Origin of the sequence: Pseudoalteromonas sp. SR43-2, assembly GCF_014163885.1 — a bacterium.
GTDB lineage: Bacteria > Pseudomonadota > Gammaproteobacteria > Enterobacterales > Alteromonadaceae > Pseudoalteromonas > Pseudoalteromonas distincta.
The window spans coordinates 1-22,032 of the sequence record NZ_JACJED010000005.1; the positions used below are offsets into that span (position 1 = coordinate 1).

15 protein-coding genes and 3 tRNA genes are annotated in these 22,032 nt (G+C 40.1%); 14 read left to right on the plus strand and 4 right to left on the minus strand.

Annotation, left to right across the window (positions count from 1 at the left end):
* The first annotated feature begins 41 nt into the window (after positions 1 to 41).
* The 14 genes from H5120_RS05500 to H5120_RS05565 all read left to right on the plus strand — a co-directional run bounded on the left by H5120_RS05500 (position 42) and on the right by H5120_RS05565 (position 13,117).
* Positions 42 to 118: transfer RNA gene (locus tag H5120_RS05500), tRNA-Asn, on the plus strand.
* Positions 119 to 139: 21 nt separating this feature from the next.
* A tRNA-Asn gene (locus tag H5120_RS05505) sits at positions 140 to 216 on the plus strand.
* A 29-nt stretch (positions 217 to 245) separates the two neighbouring features.
* Positions 246 to 322: transfer RNA gene (locus H5120_RS05510), tRNA-Asn, on the plus strand.
* Between the two features lie 148 nt (positions 323 to 470).
* Positions 471 to 2,414 carry an EAL domain-containing protein gene (locus tag H5120_RS05515; RefSeq protein ID WP_039487283.1) on the plus strand — a complete coding sequence of 648 codons (1,944 nt, stop codon included), beginning with the start codon at positions 471 to 473 and terminating at the stop codon, positions 2,412 to 2,414.
* Between the two features lie 15 nt (positions 2,415 to 2,429).
* Positions 2,430 to 3,248 carry an ABC transporter substrate-binding protein gene (locus H5120_RS05520; RefSeq protein WP_182673833.1) on the plus strand — a complete coding sequence of 273 codons (819 nt, stop codon included), beginning with the start codon at positions 2,430 to 2,432 and terminating at the stop codon, positions 3,246 to 3,248.
* Between the two features lie 81 nt (positions 3,249 to 3,329).
* A complete protein-coding gene (rsxA, locus tag H5120_RS05525; protein ID WP_008172491.1) occupies positions 3,330 to 3,911 on the plus strand; it encodes an electron transport complex subunit RsxA in 582 nt (193 codons plus the stop codon).
* A 1-nt stretch (position 3,912) separates the two neighbouring features.
* Complete coding sequence (gene rsxB / locus H5120_RS05530; RefSeq protein ID WP_007585357.1) at positions 3,913 to 4,467, plus strand: electron transport complex subunit RsxB; 555 nt, start codon at positions 3,913 to 3,915, stop codon at positions 4,465 to 4,467.
* 8 nt (positions 4,468 to 4,475) lie between these two features.
* The gene (gene rsxC / locus H5120_RS05535; RefSeq protein ID WP_182673834.1) at positions 4,476 to 7,043 is read left to right on the plus strand and encodes an electron transport complex subunit RsxC; all 2,568 of its coding nucleotides are present in this window, start codon (positions 4,476 to 4,478) and stop codon (positions 7,041 to 7,043) included.
* The gene (rsxD, locus tag H5120_RS05540; RefSeq protein WP_182673835.1) at positions 7,040 to 8,098 is read left to right on the plus strand and encodes an electron transport complex subunit RsxD; all 1,059 of its coding nucleotides are present in this window, start codon (positions 7,040 to 7,042) and stop codon (positions 8,096 to 8,098) included. The genes rsxC and rsxD overlap by 4 nt, the downstream gene beginning before the upstream one ends.
* Entirely contained in the window at positions 8,095 to 8,736 is a 642-nt protein-coding gene (gene rsxG / locus H5120_RS05545) for an electron transport complex subunit RsxG (protein ID WP_002962266.1), read from the plus strand. The genes rsxD and rsxG overlap by 4 nt, the downstream gene beginning before the upstream one ends.
* Positions 8,733 to 9,431, plus strand: a complete 699-nt coding sequence (locus H5120_RS05550; RefSeq protein ID WP_182673836.1) for an electron transport complex subunit E — start codon at positions 8,733 to 8,735, stop codon at positions 9,429 to 9,431. Before rsxG ends, H5120_RS05550 begins: the two co-directional genes overlap by 4 nt.
* 49 nt (positions 9,432 to 9,480) lie before the next feature.
* The gene (gene nth / locus H5120_RS05555) at positions 9,481 to 10,113 is read left to right on the plus strand and encodes an endonuclease III (protein WP_182673837.1); all 633 of its coding nucleotides are present in this window, start codon (positions 9,481 to 9,483) and stop codon (positions 10,111 to 10,113) included.
* Between the two features lie 232 nt (positions 10,114 to 10,345).
* Positions 10,346 to 10,900, plus strand: a complete 555-nt coding sequence (locus H5120_RS05560; RefSeq protein WP_182673838.1) for an ArsR family transcriptional regulator — start codon at positions 10,346 to 10,348, stop codon at positions 10,898 to 10,900.
* A gap of 306 nt (positions 10,901 to 11,206) precedes the next feature.
* Complete coding sequence (locus H5120_RS05565; protein WP_182673839.1) at positions 11,207 to 13,117, plus strand: aminotransferase class V-fold PLP-dependent enzyme; 1,911 nt, start codon at positions 11,207 to 11,209, stop codon at positions 13,115 to 13,117.
* 320 nt (positions 13,118 to 13,437) lie between these two features.
* Here H5120_RS05565 and H5120_RS05570 read toward each other — a convergent pair whose 3' ends face one another.
* The 4 genes from H5120_RS05570 to fbaA form a co-directional block, all read right to left on the minus strand.
* Positions 13,438 to 16,470, minus strand: coding sequence for a TonB-dependent receptor (locus H5120_RS05570; protein ID WP_182671379.1), 3,033 nt, complete (start codon positions 16,468 to 16,470; stop codon positions 13,438 to 13,440).
* A gap of 323 nt (positions 16,471 to 16,793) precedes the next feature.
* Positions 16,794 to 19,526 (minus strand): poly(beta-D-mannuronate) lyase, encoded by a 2,733-nt coding sequence (locus tag H5120_RS05575; protein ID WP_182673840.1) that lies wholly within the window; start codon positions 19,524 to 19,526, stop codon positions 16,794 to 16,796.
* 451 nt (positions 19,527 to 19,977) lie between these two features.
* Positions 19,978 to 20,940: a class 1 fructose-bisphosphatase gene (locus H5120_RS05580; RefSeq protein WP_002962277.1), complete on the minus strand. Its 963-nt coding sequence runs from the start codon at positions 20,938 to 20,940 to the stop codon at positions 19,978 to 19,980.
* Positions 20,937 to 22,019 carry a class II fructose-bisphosphate aldolase gene (gene fbaA, locus H5120_RS05585; protein WP_024595189.1) on the minus strand — a complete coding sequence of 361 codons (1,083 nt, stop codon included), beginning with the start codon at positions 22,017 to 22,019 and terminating at the stop codon, positions 20,937 to 20,939. Before fbaA ends, H5120_RS05580 begins: the two co-directional genes overlap by 4 nt.
* Between the last annotated feature and the right edge of the window lie 13 nt (positions 22,020 to 22,032).

A 22,032-nucleotide genomic window follows, 5' to 3' on the forward strand; every position in this document is an offset into this window, starting at 1 on the left:
GAGTGGGGGAGGGGGCGCCAAGTTTTTCAATCATAATCGATTCCCCCTTAGCTCAGTTGGTTAGAGCGGCGGACTGTTAATCCGCAGGTCCCCCGTTCGAGTCGGGGAGGGGGAGCCAAGTTTATGTTTATGATGTAGTTCCCCCTTAGCTCAGTTGGTTAGAGCGACGGACTGTTAATCCGCAGGTCCCCCGTTCGAGTCGGGGAGGGGGAGCCAAATCATCATAATAATATCAGTACTTTAGTTCCCCCTTAGCTCAGTTGGTTAGAGCGACGGACTGTTAATCCGCAGGTCCCCCGTTCGAGTCGGGGAGGGGGAGCCAATTCTAAGAATTTCATAGACATTCCAAGCTATTTCCACTACTCTTCCTTATATAACTAAAGCATTAGTTTAATTCTTTAATGCGCTGTACTTAGTTTATTAATCAAGGACTTGATTCCTTCCCTTTTGATTATTAAAAGACTGAAAACATGGCTGGATTTAAAAAACTTATTTTTATACAAATTATCTCTTGGTTATTGTGTGTTGCAGCAGGAAGCTACTTCATATCTATAAGCTTTGATACTGCGGTAAGTGATGCACAAAAAAATGCACAAACAACTGTTACTAAGTATATTAATGACCTTTCTTTAGACGATATTTCTGCTCAAAATTTAAAACAATCAATTGCAGATGGTAATACGTTTTCAAGCTTTACCCTAAGAGATTACCAAGGTGCTGAAGTATTTAGCATTAACCCCCCTACTCAATTACCAATGTTTGCTGATTTTGTACTCTCTAACTTTAACTCTGTACGCCCACAGTTTGCTGTAAACGATGCCGCAGATATAAAAGTTGAATTTGTACTTAACATTGAGCATTTAGCATCGCAGCTACAAACTTCCCTTTTTATTGTTATTTTGATTTCTGCCATTTTAGTTATTATTCCAATAATTCTAATGAAATCTATTTTTTATCATTTAAATAAAAATATAAGTACAACAGTTGCTGACATTATCGATATTTATATCAATCAAAACCAACTTGATAATGATTTAGAAACAGCATTAGATGGCACTCGATTGAAAAAAATGGGAAAAGATTTAGTACCTAGTTTTAATCGGTTATCACATTTTTTAAAAAACAAAAACGAAGACATACAAAGCGCTGCTATGACTATCAAGCATGAAGCGTACAAAGATGTAATTACCTCGCTTGGTAATCGTAATATGTTTGTTGAGTACTACGAAAAAAATATTGAAAACACTGAACAAAGTACATTTGGCTCTTTAGCTATGGTTCGTTGTAGCGAGCTACAAGCTATAAACCAAAGCCGTGGTTATCAAAAAGGTGACGAGTATGTTAAAGGCGTTGCTGATATTATTAAGCACATAAGTGGCACTTACACGGGTAGCCAAGTATTTAGATTAAACAGCTCTGATTTTGCGGTAGTACTCCCCCACATTCCTTTAAAAGAAGCTGAGCGCTTTGGTGAAAACCTGCAATCGCGCTTCACGCAGTACCAACAAAACCAAGAGTTAAGCTCGGTAGCTAATACGGGTATTGTAGGTTACGAAAAAGGTAAACCGTTAGGCGAACTACTTTCTGTTGTTGATAACGCGATGAGCATGGCGCAGTCAAAACAAGTGAATGCATGGCACGTACAACGCGAAACCGATTTAGTTAATAACGTAAGTGCGGGGTTTGGTAATCAAAACTGGCGTAAGGTTATTAAGGAAGTTATTGAATCTAAGCGTGTGCATTTAGTGATGCAAAACATCATGCCGCTTGGTAAAAGCATAAAAGCCTACGCTGAAGTACAAGTTCGATTTAAAACAGAAGACAATCAAGTACTGCCTACCGCTTCTTTTTTAGCAATGGCCGAAAAACTTGATATGGCAATAGAAATTGATCGCTTAATCATCGACTCTTCTCTTGAAAAGGTTAAAAGCCGTAATTTATCTGAAAAGTTTTTTGGTTTAAACGTAACAGCCTCAAGTGCACACAACGATCAGTTTGTAATTTGGCTAGAGCGCCGATTATTGAAAGATACGCATATTGCATCTAAACTAGTATTTGAGGTAAGCGAGTTTGGTTTACAGCAAAACATCAAAGCTAGTAAACGCTTTATCGACATGGTTCACCGTGTTGGCGCACGCGTAACTGTTGAACGTTTTGGTGTTGGCTTAACTTCATTTAAGTTTTTCCGCGATTTAAAACCTGATTTTATTAAAATGGATGCAAGTTATACTCGCGGCCTAGAAGATGATAAAAATAATCAGTACTTTATGCGCTTAATGGTCGATTTAGCCCACCGCATTGGTGTTAGCGTATTTGCTGAAGGCGTTGAGAGCCAAGAAGAGAAACACATTATAGAAACGTTGTGTTTAGATGGCGTTCAGGGTTATTACATAGAAAAACCTAAAGACATATAGTCTATTGGAGGCATCATGAAAAGAGTAGTTACCTTTATTATACTTTTTATTATGCCTTTGAGTTTGTACGCAAGCGCCCCGCAAAAAGAATTAGTTTTTAGCACCCACAACTATCCTCCATTTTCATTTGTTGATGAAAGCAATAATGCCACTGGCCCCTTTGTTGATATACTTACCTTAGCGTGTAAACGCCTCAATTATAAATGTGAGTTTATTAGCGTACCAAATCGTCGCTCTAAGCTGATGTTAAAAAACCTGCAAGCTCAAGGAAACTTTCCTATGGGCTGGAATATTGACCGCAACGAATGGCTTTACTTTTCGATTCCGCTTATGAAAATGCAATATGGTTTTTTTCAACCTGAAGGTGCTAAAAAAACCATTAAAAGCCTCAATGATCTACAAAAAATGCAAATTGCTGTTTTTGGCCCTTCAAATGCATCTTTTCAACTAATCAAAATACAGCAACAAATGATCAAAGACGGATTGAGAGAATTTGATATCGTTTTACTCACTGATGCCAATGGTACGGGTGTAAAAATGATAGAAAATAACCGTATAGATGGATATTTTGCCAATACTTTACAAGCGCGCGCTAGGCTAAAACAATTTAACTTACATCATGTTAATTTGGCTTTTTTACAAAGCGAATCCCCCTATTTTATTGGGTTTAATAAAATTCAATTATCTCCTGAAAAAATCGCCCTGTTTAATAAAGCACTATTAGATTTATACCAAGAACACGATCAATTTAAAGATATTTTAAAGCCGTATAATATTGATCCTATTCTAATTACACCTGAAATCTTAAGTCGCTTTAATATCATTACTGATTGAGTCGTTTATTTGCTTCTCATGTGTTGTTAATCGATAAAGAAAAAAGGATAATACCCACGTTTATTATAGCGTGAGGCACACATGACAGAATATGTCTTGTTATTGATTGGAACCGTTCTGGTTAATAACTTTGTATTAGTACAATTTTTAGGCTTATGTCCGTTTATGGGCGTATCAGGTAAGCTTGATACGGCGATCGGTATGTCTTTGGCAACCACGTTTGTGCTTACCCTTGCCTCTGTAACTAGCTATTTAGTTAATCAATATATTTTAATCCCTCTGGATATCGCCTTTTTACGCACCATGAGCTTTATTTTAGTGATTGCCGTTGTAGTGCAATTTACCGAAATGGTTGTGCGTAAAACCAGCCCTACTCTATATCGTTTATTAGGCATATTTTTACCGCTGATCACCACTAACTGTGCGGTATTAGGTGTGGCTTTATTAAATATCAAAGAAGATCATTCGTTTTTACAATCTGCGGTATATGGTTTTGGTGCTGCGGTTGGTTTTTCTTTAGTGCTTGTATTGTTTGCAGCACTACGAGAGCGTTTAGCAGCTGCTGACGTTCCTACGCCTTTTAAAGGCGCCTCTATTGCAATGATCACTGCAGGCTTAATGTCGATGGCGTTTATGGGTTTTACTGGATTAGTGAAGTTTTAATATGACCTTGTTTTATGCCTTGATAGCGATTGGTTCGCTAGCACTCATTTTTGGACTTATTTTAGGGTTTGCAGCAATTCGCTTTCGCGTTGAAGGTAACCCTATTGTTGAGCAAATTGATACTATTTTGCCGCAAACTCAATGCGGACAATGTGGCTACCCTGGTTGTCGCCCTTACGCTGAAGCCATAGCTAATGGCGATGAAATAAATAAATGCCCACCGGGCGGTGAATCAACCATGAAAAAGCTTGCCGGCTTAATGGGGGTTGATGAAAAACCACTTGCCGGTGGTGAGCAAGCAGAACCTATAAAAACAGTGGCTTATATTCGCGAAGACGAATGTATTGGTTGTACCAAATGTATTCAAGCCTGCCCAGTTGACGCTATTTTAGGCGCAACTCGTCAAATGCATACTGTATTAATTGATGAATGCACTGGCTGTGATTTATGTGTTGAGCCTTGCCCTGTAGATTGCATTGATATGCTACCTGTAGCCGAAACTAAACAAAACTGGAAATGGCAGCTAGACGCTATTCCTGTTACACAAATAGATTAGAGGTTTGAGTGGACAAGTTACTTGAACAAATAAAAAAAGGCACCGTGTGGGCATTTCCTGGCGGCATACACCCACCACAACAAAAGTCACTCTCCAATAGTGCGAGCATCACTCGCCTACCTTTGCCCGATAAACTCATTGTTGCGCTTAAGCAGCACATAGGCGCAAACGGTAAGTTACTTGTAGAAAAAGGCCAACACGTATTAAAAGGCCAACCACTAACAGAGCCTGCTGCTAACTGGTCGGTACCTGTGCATGCGCCAAGCTCTGGAGTGGTTACTGATATTGCACCTATGCCATCAGCACATCCATCGGCCCTGCCAGAACTAAGTGTTATTATTGAACCAGACGGCAAAGACGAATGGGTAGCTCTAAATAAAAATAAAAATCCTGCTGAGCTTAGCCATGACGAGCTTATAAATATTATTCACCAAGCCGGTATTAGCGGTATGGGTGGTGCTGGTTTTCCTACATATGTAAAAGCAGATACCAAGCAACCTATCGAATTTTTGATTGTAAATGCAGTTGAGTGCGAACCTTATATTACTGCCGATGACGTTTTAATGCGCGAACACGCTAAAGAAGTTATCCAAGGCATTGAAATAATGCAGCAACTTTTAAACCCAACACTGTGCATTGTGGGTATAGAAGATAACAAGCCTGAAGCTATTGCAGCAATGAAGCAAGCAGCTGAGCATAACTCAAAAATTATTATTCAAACGGTGCCAACTATTTATCCATCTGGCGGTGAAAAGCAATTAATTAAATTACTTACTAACCGTGAAGTTCCTAGCATTGGTATTCCTGCCGATATTGGTATTTTAGTGCATAACACGGGTACTTTGTTTGCCGTACAACAAGCCGTTTATGAAGGTAAACCGCTGATTGAGCGTATAGTTACGGTAACAGGTAACACTATTCATAAACCTGGAAATGTATGGGCACTGCTTGGTACTGAAATAAAGCATTTACTAGATTGCCAAGGTTTCTCTCCTGTACCGCAGCAAAGTGTTGTAATGGGCGGCCCAATGATGGGCTTTACGCTACCCACAGTACGTATTGGCATAGTTAAAACCACTAACTGTATTTTAGCGCCTGATCATAAAGAGCTAGCGGAACCCGGCCCTGAAAAAGCCTGTATACGTTGTAGCGCCTGTGCCGATGCCTGCCCTGCTTCTTTATTGCCACAACAATTGCAATGGTTTGCTAAATCAAAAGAGTACGACAAACTACAAGAGCACAATTTATTTGATTGTATTGAATGTGGTGCTTGTGCATACGTGTGCCCAAGCGAAATCCCTCTTGTACAGTACTACCGTATAGCCAAAGTTGAAATTAAAGAACAACAAGCTGACAAAATTAAAGCCGACAGAGCAAAAGAGCGTTTTGATGCCCGAAAAGAACGTTTAGAGCGTGAGCAAGAAGAACGCCAAAACCGCCATAAACGCAAACCTGCTGCTAAGTCTGCTGACGAAAAGCAAAAAGTAGCTGAGGCACTAGCCCGTGTTAAAAATAAATCAGATAACGGCGATGAAAAATCAGCTGTTGCTGCCGCTATTGCACGCGCTAAAGCTAAAAAGCAACAAGGCGAAGAACTAGAGCCAGACAACAGCGAAGTAGCAAAAGAGCGCGCACTACGTAAAGAACAAGCGCGTAAATATAAAGAGCAAAAATCGCAAACAGATGAATCGGCCGAGACTACACCCGTTGATGATAAAAAATCAGCAGTCGCTGCAGCCATTGCTCGAGCTAAAGCTAAAAAAGCAGCTAAAGCATTAGATGGCGCTGAGCAAACCGTGAGTGAAGAGCCACAAAGTGATGCCCCTGTTGATGATAAAAAAGCAGCCGTAGCGGCGGCAATAGCTCGCGCTAAAGCTAAAAAAGCAGCTAAAGCATTAGAAGAAACCGAGCAAACCGTGAGTGAAGAGCCACAAAGTGATGCCCCTGTTGATGATAAAAAGGCAGCGGTAGCGGCGGCCATAGCTCGTGCTAAAGCTAAAAAAGTGGCTAAAGCATTAGAAGAAGCTGAGCAAACCACAAGTGAAGAGCCACAAACTGATGCCCCTGTTGATGACAAAAAATCAGCAGTAGCGGCCGCCATTGCTCGTGCTAAAGCTAAAAAAGCAGCACAAGCATTAGATAACGCTGAACAAACAGCAAGTGAAGTGCCACAAAGTGATGCCCCTGTTGATGACAAAAGGGCAGCAGTAGCGGCGGCCATAGCTCGTGCTAAAGCTAAAAAAGCAGCTAAAGCATTAGAAGACGCTGAGCAAACCGTGAGTGAAGAGCCACAAAGTGATGCCCCTGTTGATGATAAAAAAGCAGCGGTAGCGGCGGCCATAGCTCGTGCTAAAGCTAAAAAAGCAGCTAAAGCACTAGAAGATACCGAACAAACTCAGCTACAAGTTGATAGCGCAGCACCTAAGAGTGCAGAAAGTAACACCGATGACTCATCAGATCTTATTAACGTAGATAAACCTAAATCAGCCGACGATAAGAAAAAAGCCGCCGTGGCTGCTGCAATTGCGAGAGCAAAAGCTAAAAAGTTACAAAAAGAAGGAAATAATCAGTCATGAAATTAACCATGGCCAGTTCGCCGCATAATCACAGCCATAAATCGTTAACGCGATTAATGCTTAGCGTTATTGCTGCGTGTATTCCTGGGCTAATTGCTCAAGTTTTCTTTTTTGGAACAGGTGTACTTATTCAACTGGTACTAGCGCTTGTTGCTGTAAGCGTATTTGAAGCTGCAATAATGCTAATACGAAAGCGCCCTGTTTGGCCTGCATTAAGTGATGGCAGTGCGTGGCTTACTGCCGTGTTATTGGCATTGAGTATCCCTCCACTTGCCCCTTGGTGGATAATCGTTATTGGCTGTTTATTTTCTATCGTTATAGTTAAACAGCTTTATGGCGGCCTTGGGTTTAACTTATTCAATCCAGCAATGGCGGCTTATGTACTGCTATTAGTTTCGTTTCCGGTGCAAATGACCGCATGGTTGCCTGTCACTGATTTAATAAATACGCCAATAGGCTTTGCAGATCAGCTAAGGCTAATATTTACCGATTTTACGGCCTCTGGGTTTAGCCTAGATCAAGTACGCGCAGGGGTTGATGGCCTAACAATGGCAACCCCGCTGGATACTGTTAAAACAGACATAGCCCACGGTTTAACCGTTACCGAGAGCATGCAAAAGCCAATATTTAACGAATGGGCTGGCCTTGGTTGGGCATGGGTTAATTTAGGCTATTTAGTGGGTGGTTTATACTTACTAAAAGCAAAAATAATTAACTGGCATATTCCTGTTAGTTTTATCGTAACTTTAGCTGTATGTAGTGCTATTGGTTATATCGCATCACCAGGCACAGAGCCGGGCACCCTATTTCACTTATTAAGTGGTGCCACTATGATGGGAGCCTTTTTCATAGCAACCGATCCGGTATCTGCAGCAACAACTAACAAAGGGCGCTTAATTTATGGCGCGATAATTGGCTTACTAATTTATTTAATTCGTACCTTTGGTGGTTTTCCTGATGCCATCGCATTTAGCGTATTATTGATTAATATTGCAGTGCCGCTAATAGACTACTACACACAGCCACGTACTTATGGCCATGGAGCAGTAAAATGATCATTTCGTCAATGGCTAAAAATGGTGCTATTTTAACTGCGTTTGCGTTAGCAACAACGGGCTTAGTTGCCTCTATCAACGCGCTTACTGCCGATAAAATTGCAGAGCAAGAACAACTGCAACTTACTGCGCAGCTACAAGAAGTGCTCGACCCAAAATCGTACGACAATCAATTATCACAAGATTGCGTAATTATTACTGACGAAAAACTAGGCCCACACGCAAACCAAGTAATTTACCGTGCTCGTAAAAACAATAAACCAGTCGCTGTTGTTATTAGGCATGTTACGCCAAACGGCTACAGTGGCGATATTAACTTATTAACAGCTGTATTGAGCGATGGCACTATTGCTGGCGTGCGTACGACTAAACACGAAGAAACCCCTGGTTTAGGCGACAAAGTAGAAGTTAAAAAATCACTTTGGATCACAACATTTAAAAGCTTAACGGTTGAAGGCGAAGAAGACGCTCGCTGGGCTGTAAAAAAAGATGGCGGCCAGTTTGATCAATTTACAGGCGCGACCATAACGCCACGTGCTGTTGTGGGCTCTGTTAAAAATGCCGTATTGTTCGCACAAACTAATTTTGATGATATTTTTGCAGCACCTAATGCCGAATGTATGGAGGTAGCTAAATGAGTGAGTTAAAAACATTATACAAAGAAGGTGTATGGGTAAATAACCCTGCCCTTGTGCAGCTTTTAGGTTTATGTCCACTGCTTGCCGTTACCTCAACTGTAACAAATGCCTTAGGTTTAGGCTTAGCAACTTTACTCGTACTAATAGGCTCAAATGTTACTGTATCGATTGTGCGTAACTGGGTGCCAAAAGATATTCGTATACCTGTATTTGTAATGATCATCGCGGGCTTTGTAACAATAGTTCAATTACTTATGAACGCTTATACCTTTGGTTTATATCAATCATTGGGAATTTTTATCCCGTTGATTGTAACTAACTGCGCCATTATTGGCCGCGCCGAAGCATACGCCTCTAAAAATCCTGTTCATTTATCAGCATTTGACGGCTTAATGATGGGCTTAGGCTTTATGGCTGTACTGTTAGTATTAGGGGCTATGCGTGAATTAATTGGCCAAGGTACGCTGTTTGACGGAGCCGATTTATTACTTGGCCCATGGGCACAGAGCCTGCGCATAGAAGTATTTAACTTTGATAACCAATTTTTACTGGCAATTTTACCACCGGGTGCCTTTTTAGGGCTTGGGCTACTTATTGCTGCAAAAAACGTAATTGACGCACAAATAAAATCAAAGCAAATTGCACCGCCAGAGGCTGAAAAAGGCCCTCGAGCACGTGTTACTAGCTTAACTTAAGGGGAAAACGTATTAGAGCTACAATTAGCACTAATACGTTTTAAGTTGCATGAATAAAGAAAAACGTCACCAAATACTGTCGCGCCTACGCGACGATAACCCGCACCCAGTTACAGAGCTTGAATATTCAAGCCCATTTGAGTTACTAGTAGCAGTAACTCTTTCAGCACAAGCAACTGATGTAGGCGTTAATAAAGCCACTCGAAAGTTGTTCCCTGTTGCTAATACACCACAAGCCATTTTAGATATAGGCCACGATACACTGCGTGATTATATAAAAACCATCGGCTTATTTAATTCTAAAGCTGCCAACGTTTATAAAATGTGCCAAATTTTGGTGGATGAACATGACAGCATCGTGCCAGAAAATCGTGAAGCCCTCGAAGCCCTACCAGGCGTTGGCCGTAAAACCGCTAATGTTGTACTCAACACTGCCTTTGGCTGGCCTGTAATAGCCGTGGATACACATATATTTCGTGTATCTAACCGTACCAAGCTTGCCATGGGTAAAGACGTAGTTGCTGTTGAACAAAAGCTTGAAAAGGTTGTACCAAAAGAATTTAAAGTAGACGTGCATCATTGGCTGATACTGCACGGGCGTTACACCTGCGTAGCACGTAAACCTAAATGTGGCAGCTGTATTATTGAAGACTTGTGTGAGTTTAAAGATAAAACAGAGTAACTATAGGCAGCCTTGAGCGATATATAGTCATTCAGGTGAGTCGTCATTGACTTAGTAAAAACTTTTCTCTTACTTACATGTTTATATAGGCTACAGCAAGCATAATATTTATAGCTGGCAATAGTTTACGCTATTTGCTATTAATATGAGTTCATAAAGTAAGGACGTTTTCGCGCTAAAATAGGGAAAGTGTCCTCTGATAAAGCTATTATGTTTTTAATCGAGGTTTTTCATGAAAGTAAGTAACCCACTTACAATTATTGCAATTTTTGCTGGTATAGCTGAAACGTTTGCAACTGGAGCTTTGGTAATGCTTCCAGAGCCGATGCAATCGCAATTTATTTACTTTGTAATGTTCTTCCCGGTACTTATTGTTGTTTGTTTTTTCTTGATTTTAGTTTTTAAGCCTCAATCATTGTATGCACCAAGCGATTTTTCCAATGAAGAACATTTTTTAGATGTAAATCAATTGAAAACCGCAGTTTCTAAAGAAACTGAAGCAGTTCTAAGAAATGCTAAAGAGAATAATCAGCTAACAGGAGACATTAAAGATTTGTCTCAAAAAGTAGCTGATATGACATTAAAGAATTTAGCAAATAGTCGAGATCAGAATGTGTTGGAGTATTTAATGAAGCACCCAAACAACGCATTCGAAAATCGGGGATTAGGTTTTATCTTGAATGACCATAAAAAGAGTATATTAGAATCACTTCATCGTTTAGAAAGCGAAGGTATGCTAGAGTCTAGTATGGATGGTGGAGTTAAAGTCTGGCAAGCCAAAACATAACAAGAGACTCTGATGTCCAAGGTCTGCTGTTGGCATAAAACTGCCCATCGAATAAGTATAATTTTTATACTGCAGTGGTATAAAACTTAAAGGGAAGTATATTGTCGTTGATAGTGATCAAAATCTTTATGCTTACGATGGAAACAGAAAACACATGAATTTCATTGCGCCTATTATTTGTAGTAGCCAATGAAATAGAACAATTAATAGAACAATTATTAGAACATTATCAAAGTATTAATTTCACAAGTTACACTCCTTTGGTTATGCTAGTGAGCATTATAAAATTATATTGCGAAACCCTCTATGCTACCTCTACTTCGTATCTTGATAATTGAGCAAGACCCAGCCACTTTACAAGGGCTTTCAACGAACCTATCAAAGACCATTCCTAACTTTGAGCGAGACGATATTCATATCGATATTATTGAATGCCTCGAGCTTAAACACGCGCTGGAATGTGTAGAGGAAGATGGTGATATTCAAGCCGTGGTTCTAAGCTGGGATATGCACAACAAAGTGGGTGAGCGGATGTATAGCCGCTTTATTGAAGATTTAAAGGCAATTCGTCTTGAGTTACCGGTTTATGTTATTGGCGACGACACTAAAGGGCTGGAAATCGTTAACGAATCAGAAGAAATCGAATCATTCTTTTTTAAAGATGAAGTGATTTCTGACCCAGAAGCTATTTTAGGATATATGATCAACGATTTTGACGACCGCTCTGAAACGCCATTTTGGACGGCGTATCGTCGTTACGTTGGTGAAGCAAACGACTCTTGGCATACACCGGGTCATAGTGGGGGTTCTAGCTTTAGAAACTCACCTTACATCAAAGATTTTTATCAGTTTTACGGCCGCAATGTATTTGTTGGCGACCTGTCGGTTTCGGTAGACTCGCTAGGTTCATTATCAGACAGCACTAATACTATTGGTCGCGCCCAAGAATCAGCCGCGGCGACGTTTGAAGTTAAGCACACCTACTTTGTTACAAATGGTTCATCTACCTCAAATAAAATCATCTTGCAGACGCTCCTGCGTAAGGGAGATAAAGTAATTGTCGACCGTAATTGCCATAAATCAGTACACTATGGCATCTTGCAATCAGCTAGTTACCCCATTTATTTGGCGAGTATCTTAAATCCAAAATATGGCATTTTCGCGCCACCGTCGTTGGCCGACATCAAGTTGGCAATTGAAAACAATACTGATGCTAAATTATTAGTGCTTACCGGTTGTACTTACGATGGCCTACTTAGCGACCTGAAACAAGTGGTAGATTATGCTCATCAATATGGTATCAAGGTATTTATAGATGAAGCTTGGTTTGCATACTCTTTGTTTCATCCTAGCTTTCGTCATTATTCTGCGATACATGCAGGGGCTGACTACATTACACATTCGGCGCATAAAGTAGTATCGGCGTTTTCTCAAGCGTCTTATATTCATATTAACGACCCCGATTTTGATGCTGATTTCTTTCGAGAGATTTATAGTATCTACGCTAGTACATCGCCTAAATATCAGCTTATTGCATCGCTTGACGTGTGCCAAAAGCAATTAGAGATGGAAGGCTATAAGCTGCTCAATGCGCTGCTAAATCATGTTGAGGAGTTTAAACAACAGATGGCCTCGCTTAAGCAAATTAAAGTATTAGCTAAGCAAGACTTTATGGAAATATTTCCGCATTTTAGTGGTGATAACATGGGCCACGACCCATTAAAAATCCTTATTGATATTAGTGAGCTACCTTACTCATTAAAAGATATTCATAAATATCTACTGGATGAAATTGGGCTAGAGATAGAAAAATACACACACAGCACCATTTTGGTTTTACTGACGCTTGGCGGCACGCGCTCAAAAATAATTCGTTTGTACAATGCATTGAAAAAGCTAGACAGCGGTAAAGTAAAACTATCGAAATCGACGCGTAGAGCTCGCTTACCTGAAAATTTACCAGCCATAGACTTGGCGTGTATTCCAAGCGATGCTTTTTATGGCGACCGCGAATCTGTGCCTATCAGTAAAAGCAACAACCGCATTTGTGCAGGTTTAGTTACTCCATACCCACCGGGCATACCGCTTTTAGTCCCAGGCCAGCATATCACTGATGATCATGTTGAATATTTGCAAGAGTTGGCAAGCCAAGGACTGACGGTTCAAGGCAGTTTTGACGGTGAAATTTATGTTCTTAAGGGAAAGGTTAAAAAATAAAGGTATTGGTTTAATACTATCTCGATAATAATTGCTGGTGGCAGTGTCGCAAGACATTGCCGCAGTAACATTGAAGGTTTGTGTGAGTTTGAAGATCAAACGGGCTAGATTTTTTGTTTCCTTTGGGCTGTGAGTTCAGCCACTCGACAACATAAAATGTTGATGATAATTGGCAAGGTATTTTACTGTGTCGGATGCCGCTTCGCTTATCCGTCCTACACTGGCACATACCAGTCTACATAACTAATCTAACTTGAATTATAAACATGAAAAAAGGCGGTAAAACCGCCTTTTTAATGTTTATAATATTTTAACTATTATTACAGCTTGTAGCTTAAACCTAAGAATAAGCGTGGGCCGTAGTCATTCACTTCACCTAAGTTTCCTTCAACAAAGAAATCTTGTGATTTAGGTGCGCTGAACAAGTTAATTGCTTCTGCTTTAACTCTAAAGTGCTCATCAATTTTGTATGATGCGCGCATTTCCCATACGCCTACAGAATCAACATAACGAAGTCGAGTACCATTTGTAGTATATGGTTGGAAATACTCACTACGATATTTGTAAATAACGGCAGTATCAAACCCACCAATTTGGTAGTACAGCTGGCTGCTAAATACATGCTTTGAGAAGCCAGGTACTGAAGCCGACTCAACAATACCGTCAGTTAATTGTGTAGTATTACCGTCTACATCAGTAACAAACGTATCGCCGTATAAGCTATCTTGGAACTCAAAGTCAGTGTCTGCATAGTTGTAACCAAATTTCATACCGATGCCATTATCCCAGCGGTAAGAAAATGAAGCTTCTAGGCCTAGTATTTCACTGTCCTCGTCTGACGTAACAGAGTTGGTGATTGGTAGTGAAACTGTTTCACCGGCAACAGTAAAATCTTCAATTACTGTTTGTTGTTGAAAACCACCGTTGAACTGTTTGTAGTATAGGCTTAACGCTAAGATTGAATCTTCGTTAGGGTACCATTCAAACGCAGCGTCGTAGTTCCAAGACATAAGTGGTTGAGTGTCTGGATTACCAGAACCATTTACACCCACTAATAAATCGCTGATTGATGTTGCTGTACCTTCTGTATCTTCTTGGAATGTACGGCTATAGCCTAAATCAGATGGATCTGCGCGTGACATACCACGGTATATACCTGCACGGAATAAAATATCTTCACTGTAATCAATAACTAGGTTAAAGCTTGGTAAATACTTAGTGTAATCGCCACCACTTTTTATTTTATCCAGTGAACCGTTATCAGACTCAACTAGAGACAGTATACCTGTGTCACTTGTTACTACGTCAAAGCTATTTCTAAAGCCAATCGAAGTTACTTCTGTGTCTACAATACGAAGACCAAAGTTACCGCGAATGAATTTGCCAAACATTTCAGTATCGTAGTTAGCCATTAAGTACACTGATGTTGTTTTCTCTGTTACATCAATTGTACCTGCATTTTCATATTCAACTTCTGGGTAAGCAAACACACCATCAGCGTTAGAACCAGCTACAGCTTGTGAGAAACATACGTTATCGTATGTAGCCCATGATGAACCTGTACCGCTAGCTACAACGTTACCGTCGCTATCAATATTTGTTACGATATCGCCATCAGATACACTCGATAAAAAGCCTGATTCAGGAAAATCGATTTGACAACCTTGTAATACGTCAAGCGCTTCAGTACCAGAGTCTAGTGTAAATTCGTTTCTTGAACCGTTACCTTGGCTACCACCATACTGTAGGAAGGTCATTTCAGATGTTCTAATACCACCTTGAATACTTGTAATAACGTTGCCATCTAGCGCATAGTCAAAATCTAGTCGCGCTGAGATAACTTCGTTTTCACGAACATTTTCACGGTCAAGTCGTGTTCTTAGGCTATCTGTAAAGTTTGAAATATCTGTTACGTCAAAATCTGTCAATGTGAAATGAGGAATTTCATCGCCCATATCCCAAGAAAAGAAATTGCGACCTGATGTTCTACCACGATTAGATATTTGAAGTTCTTCACGTTCAGTTTTTGAATACGCTAAATCTAAGTCAACAGTTAATCTATCGGTAACTGTATGTTCTATATTTATGCCGTAACCTTGGTAGTTTTCTTCACGAGAAAATTGCTCACCCGCTGATTCAATACGCTCTTCACCTTCCCAATGTAAAATACCGCCTACATCGTTAGTTACAAGAGTTGGACCGGTTACACCTGGTGTTGCACGTTTTTGTAAAAAGATTAAATCGTGGCGTGCTTCTTGTTGTGTTCTATCTGAAATTTGTGCATCAAAGTTAATATCCCAATCAGCTGACGGTTGGTATTGCAGTGCAAAAAATACTGCATCACGTTCATCAGATGTCTCGTTTTGACGAAAGCTTCGGCTACTGCCAGTCCAAGCATAAGGAGTCCCATCACTTACTGCTTTACCTGTTTCTGGATCGATTTCTGTATCGTAACCTTGGTTGCTACTGCCATTAACTTGGTCTTCACAGTCGCCTGCGCTGCTACGGTAAAAACCTTCATTGGTATTAGTCGGATCGTTTAAACACGCCCATAATGAAGAACCTGATGGGCTAGAGCTTCTGTATTCAGCCTCTGGTTGACTAATTTCTTGGCGCTGCACACCAAAAGACACACCAACGGCTTGGCCGTTATCAAATTCAAACTGATCAACATAACTAAACGTGCCACGGTAACCCGCGTCACTTTGCAGCGAGTTATCTACATTACCTTCATCAGGGTTGTAATTTAATTTAACCTCAGCTGATACACGTTGTTTGCCAAAATCAAGTGGAGTTATAGTTTCAAGTGCAATAACACCTGCAACACCACCTTCAATCATTGACGCATCTTGCGTTTTATATATCGCTACTTTTTTTACAAGTTCAGAAGGAAACTGCGAAAAGTTAACTGAGCGGTCACCACTACCATTTGTCGCTTCACGACCATTAATGTGTGTTGCACTTAAAAATGGACCAAGACCACGGATAGTGATTTCTGTAGCACCACCGTTTTCACGGTGAGATGCAGCACCTGTAATTGATTCTAGTGCTTCACCGATAGACAGTGCTGGTAAATCACCAATATCTTCAGATGACAGGCCATCAACTACTGTTGTTGCTTCACGTTTAATTGCTATTTGATCTTGTATCGTTCTACGTGTACCTGTAACACTAATTATTTCAACGTCTTCTTCAACTTCTGTCGCTTTTCCCTGATCTTCCTGTGCGCTTGCTGTAAATACGCAAGAACTTGCCATACCTGCGATGACCGCTGTTCTTACCCATTTTGCAACTGGGCGCATTGCAAACTGCCCTGTTGTAGAATTATTGTTATCTCGTGACTTCAACGACATTTGAATTCTCCGCTGGTTGTTGTTGTGTGATTTTAGTGTGTTAGCTTGTTATGCTGATGTATATTTTATGTGACCTTTGACATTAATATACTCAAACCCAGCACGATGATCAACCAATTTGACGTTTTAATATTACCATAAGGTATACCAATTTTAACTTAACGGCATTACCAGTAGGTCAGGCAGGTTTTTTACTAGAATATTAATAGCTCTAAACTAGTCCATAAATGAGTTATGGAGGCTAAAAAAGCGTGGTGAAAAGTATAAATAATAAAAAAGCCCCAAATTTGGGGCTTTTAAAAGTTAACTGATTAATTGGTTACTTAATCGTTTTGTATTTTCCATGTAGATCCAACACCTACTTCAGATGATTGAATATAATGAAGACCTTTAGCACCCGCCTCTGCCTGAAGGCCTGCAGGGTCAGTTTCTAATAACGTACTTGCTGCTGTAACGTACTCAAGCACTTCTTTACCGTTAGTTGCTGGGTCTTGGTCAATTGCACCATCAGTATCGAATGCGCCATTACCATTTAGTTTTCTAATTTCAACCCAGTCACCGCTTGCATCGCCTGATACTCGACTATCCATATAACCAAAGTTATTACTTAGCACCGAACTATCATGATTAATTAAGTCACAGTCATATTCAAAAGCATGGTCACTTTCAAGTGTATTTGGGTAAAATAGGCCTTGAGTTGTGGCACTGCTGTTTATTGTATCTGCGTCTGTTTGATCGCCTAAACCGTTTGCAATTAAATTTCCATTAAAGTTTATAACAAACGCATTTTTGGTCAGCCCGTATAGTACCGGTGCATTCGCTGCGGTTAACTCATCGCAATCACTTGTTGGTGCTTTAGGGCCTATTTCCGTACTAAATACAATAGGTTGCTGTGAGTTCAAAACCGTATTGTTTGTTACATTTAGTGTAAAGTCGCCAGCGCTATCAAGTACAGCTTGGTTACCTGAGTTTGGCACACCGCCATCAGCTTGTGAAAATGGGTTAGCTGTAAATACAATACCGCCCGATTCTTTATTACCAGAACGAATACCTGCAATGTAGTTGTTACTAACGGTGTGACCAAGTGGTGTGATCAATACCCCAGCAGGTCTGTCGCTTGAGCTTGCAATATCTGTAGTACGAATAATAATGTTGTCTGTAACACTATTAAATCCACCATCTTCTAATGAAATACCACCATTAGGATTTACGATTGTATTGCCTTTGATGGTTGCGCCAGAAGTTTGTACACGCATTAAACGACGACCCGTTACAAAGTTTTCTACGCGGTTATACTGAATAGTAAAGTTTGCGTTATCAGCTGCACCACTACCCGTTGTACTACCTGCATTGATTAAGTATAAACTTGATTGATCAAAGTTTGGATTATCACTGTCACTAAATAAATTATATTGAATAATGTGATCAGAGCTTGATGATGATATTTTTATCACAGACCCTTTTTCTGCTACATTTCGATTAGAGAATGTATTTCGCTCAACCAAAGCACCTTGACCTTTTATCATCAGCCAATGGTATTCAGAGTTATTGAGTGTAGCTTCTTCTCCATCCATCGTGTTTTGCGAAAAAGTAAAGTTATCCCCTTCTGAGTAAATAACAGCACCTTCTTCGGTTTCACAAAATCCACCCGCTTTAGTATCTATATTCTTAAAGGTAAGCCCTATTAACCCAGCGCCATCTACTCCAGCAGCTACATGCACACATACTTCACCACTAAGTACAGGAGTTTGACCTTCTACAGCGCGAAGCGTTACTGCACTGGTTAATAAAATTGCGTCCATATCAGCATAAACACCCGTGTTTAAGCCAATAACATCACCGTCAGCTAAACCGCCACTTATAGCACCAAGAAGTGCTTCAGGGTTACTAACTAATTGTGTGTAAACCAATGTATCAACTGAGTTTGTAACCTCACTCGCAAAGCCATCATTATCTGTATACGTGGCTTTTACTGACATTATTGAGCCAGCGTAATCAGAAGGCGTAAATGTTTTACTATTGCTCCCTACTATTTCAACACCATCAGCAGACCAAGTATAAGTAACGTTAGCCTCTTCAACGCCGTTGTTATCAGTTATCTCAGCGGTTAACTCGCCATTTGTTAAATAAGGCACTACACCCATAATGGCTACGCTACCGGCTTCGTCAACCGCAACAGCAGAAACAGCAATTGTTTCCTCTGATGTATTATCCTCGATAAACCCATTATCATCTGTATAAGCAACCTGAACACTTATCTTTTGACCTAAAAGTGATGCATCAACTGTAAAGGTGCTCTCTATTGCGCCATCTATCGCTTGTGCATCAGCAAGCCATTGATAAGTAATATCTCCTGTCGCCCCATCGGTATCATTAATTTCTGCTGTTAATGTATTTCCAACAGTTGGCGTGCCGCTAATTGTAACTTCGCCTTCTGAGTTTGTTCGTGCGACAACCTCTGTACCGGCTGAAGTTACAGACTCGTTAAACCCACGGCTATCTTCAAAAGATGCACTAACTGTAATAACTGTACCAAACTGTGCGTCTGTTAACGTGAGCGTTGAAAGTGCTTCATCAGCAATTTCTACGTCATCTGCAAACCATTTATAAGTTACTGTATCGCCATCAAAGCCATTTTCGTCAGCTACATTAGCAGTTAGTTGCGAACCAACTAGCGCGTCACCTGTAATAGTTAAACTTGCAGGAAATGCGATTGCGGCAACATCTGCGGTTGGTTCTGTAATATGCGATTCATTAATACCGCCATCATCGGTATAAAGCCCTTGAACTGTAATTGGTAACCCTATCTGATCGTCAGTCAATGTAAATGAAGCGCTATTTGCACCAGCAATTGCCTCACCATCTGCATACCAGTAGTAAGTCACGTCACCTGAGATACCATCAGGGTCACTAACTTCAGCTGTTAATGTTTGTCCGCTTGTAACAGTTCCACTAAGAGCAATAGAGCCCAAGTTGTTGTCATTGTTGTTTGAGTTTGTGTCACAACCAACGATTGCAGCTGCAATAGCGCATAGCGCAAAATGTTTGAATTTCATGGTGGCTCTATTCTCCAAATTTATAGTTTTAATATTTGGCCATCTATTGTGTGTGTTACCAAATAAATCATGTGTTTATTACCAAATTTATTTAAATTGCAAATAAATTGTTAACCAACTTGGTAATATAACCACAATAAAATAAGTTTTTCCACTATCCCCACCTAATTAAATAACAATAAACAAACACCAAGTTAACCTTGGGCTTTTATTTTTGGTTGAAAATTGAATTCAATTGTGAAAAATAACGTTGAAGATACATAGCGTTATAGTAAAAACTTAGTTTTATATAGGGTTTAGTAAGTAATATTATTAAATATATGTGAAGTATTCTTATTTGAAGACAATAAGAAAAGAAGTGAGTTTGTATAAAGAGGATGATTTACAAAGAGAATTAAAATTAAGGGTAAAACAAGGGGCAATTTTCTTACCCCTTTTTTTGAGTGCTGTTTTATAACATGGCGTTATTATAAAACTCTACAGGCTCATTTGAACCCAAAGCAACAGGCACACGCTGGTGCAAGCTAGTTGGCGCAATATCTAAAATTCGCGTTCCTCTAGAGGTTGCTTTACCACCTGCGTTTTCAACTAAAAGTGCTAACGGGTTTGCTTCATAAAGCAGTCTTATTTTTCCGTTATCGTTACCACTGCGTTTATCTTGTGGATACAAAAATAACCCGCCTCGGCATAAAATACGATGAACGTCGCCTACCATCGCTGCATTCCAACGCATTGAGCTTTTTTCAAAGCTTTCACAGGTGTATAGCAATTTATCAAAATACACTTGTGTTGGTTCGTCCCAGTAACGGTAGTTAGCCATATTAACGGCAAATTCACGACTTTGTTCTGGCACACTTAACTGCTTATTTGTCAGTAAGTAACCGCCATGTGTTGAGTCTAACGTATAACAACGCGTAGGACCGCCAGTACTCATTACAAGTAATGATGAAGGGCCGTATAACACATAGCCTGCACATACTTGATTTACACCGGGCTGACTAAATTGCTCGTCGCTATCAAAAGGAACATCATCACGGGCTAAGTAAATAGTAAATATAGTGCCTATTTGCCCATTAACATCAATATTAGAAGAGCCATCTAACGGGTCAAAAGCAACAATAAACTTACCTTCAGGGTGGCCACCTACCGCATGATCTTCTTCCTCTGATGCAACAGATCGTACACTGCTGTCGTCAAGTAGGATGTCTTTAAGTAGTTGGTTTGCGATTACATCAAGCTTTTTTTGAACTTCACCTTGAACGTTTTCATTCAAAGTTGAGCCTAAAACACCGGCTAATTCACCTTGGCTTACTCGAAAAGCAATTTCTTTACTGGTCGCTAAAATTGTGCGAATAAGTAAAATAAGATCGGTATCTACACCGTCTTCTTTCAATACTGTATTTAATCTTTTCATGCGCTATACCTGTTTACACAATTTAGATCGTCAAAGCATTGCTCTAGCCTTGCAACCATACTTTGCTCTGAATGACGCAACCATACACGAGGGTCATAGTATTTCTTGTTTGGCTTATCATCCCCTTCAGGGTTACCAATTTGCCCCTGTAGGTATGCTTGCTTGTCTTTGTAGTAATCTAAAATACCTGTCCAACACGCCCACTGCGTATCGGTATCAATATTCATCTTCACTACGCCATACGTTAAAGACTCTGCAATTTTACTGTACTCAGAACCACTACCACCATGAAAAACAAAGTTAATTGAGTTGCTTGGTAGATTAAATTTTTCTGATACGTAAGCTTGTGAATCTTTTAAAATAGTTGGCGTAAGAACAACGTTACCCGGTTTATATACACCATGAACATTGCCAAAAGAGGCTGCAATTATAAAGTTAGGGCTAATACGACTTAAGCGTTCGTAAGCAAATGCAACATCTTCAGGTTGAGTGTATAAAGCAGAACTATCTAAGTGTGAGTTATCAACACCGTCTTCTTCACCACCCGTGCAACCAAGCTCAATTTCAAGCGTCATACCTATTTTTGCCATACGCGTTAAGTAACGTTCACAAATTTCGATATTTTCTTCTAAAGGCTCTTCTGACAGATCAATCATATGTGAGCTAAACAATGGTTTGCCAGTCAGTTCAAAGTGTCTTTCACCTTCATCAAGCAAACCATCAATCCAAGGTAGTAGCTTTTTAGCTGCGTGATCAGTGTGAAGCATCACTGCTACTTCATAATGTGCTGCCACTGAATGTACATATCTTGCAGCACTTACCGCCCCAAGCACAGCTGATTGTTGCTCTGGTAAAGATAAGCTTTTACCACAAAAAAATTGTGCTCCACCATTAGAAAGCTGAATAATAACGGGCGAGTTTTTCTTTTTAGCAGCTTCTAGAGTCGCATTTATAGATGTTGTACTAACAACATTTACCGCTGGCAACGCATATTGATGTGTACGTGCATGCTCGTACACAGCACTTACTTCGTCGCCAACGATTACGCCTGGTAGTATTGTTGGGGCTAAATAATTCATTTATGAAATCCTT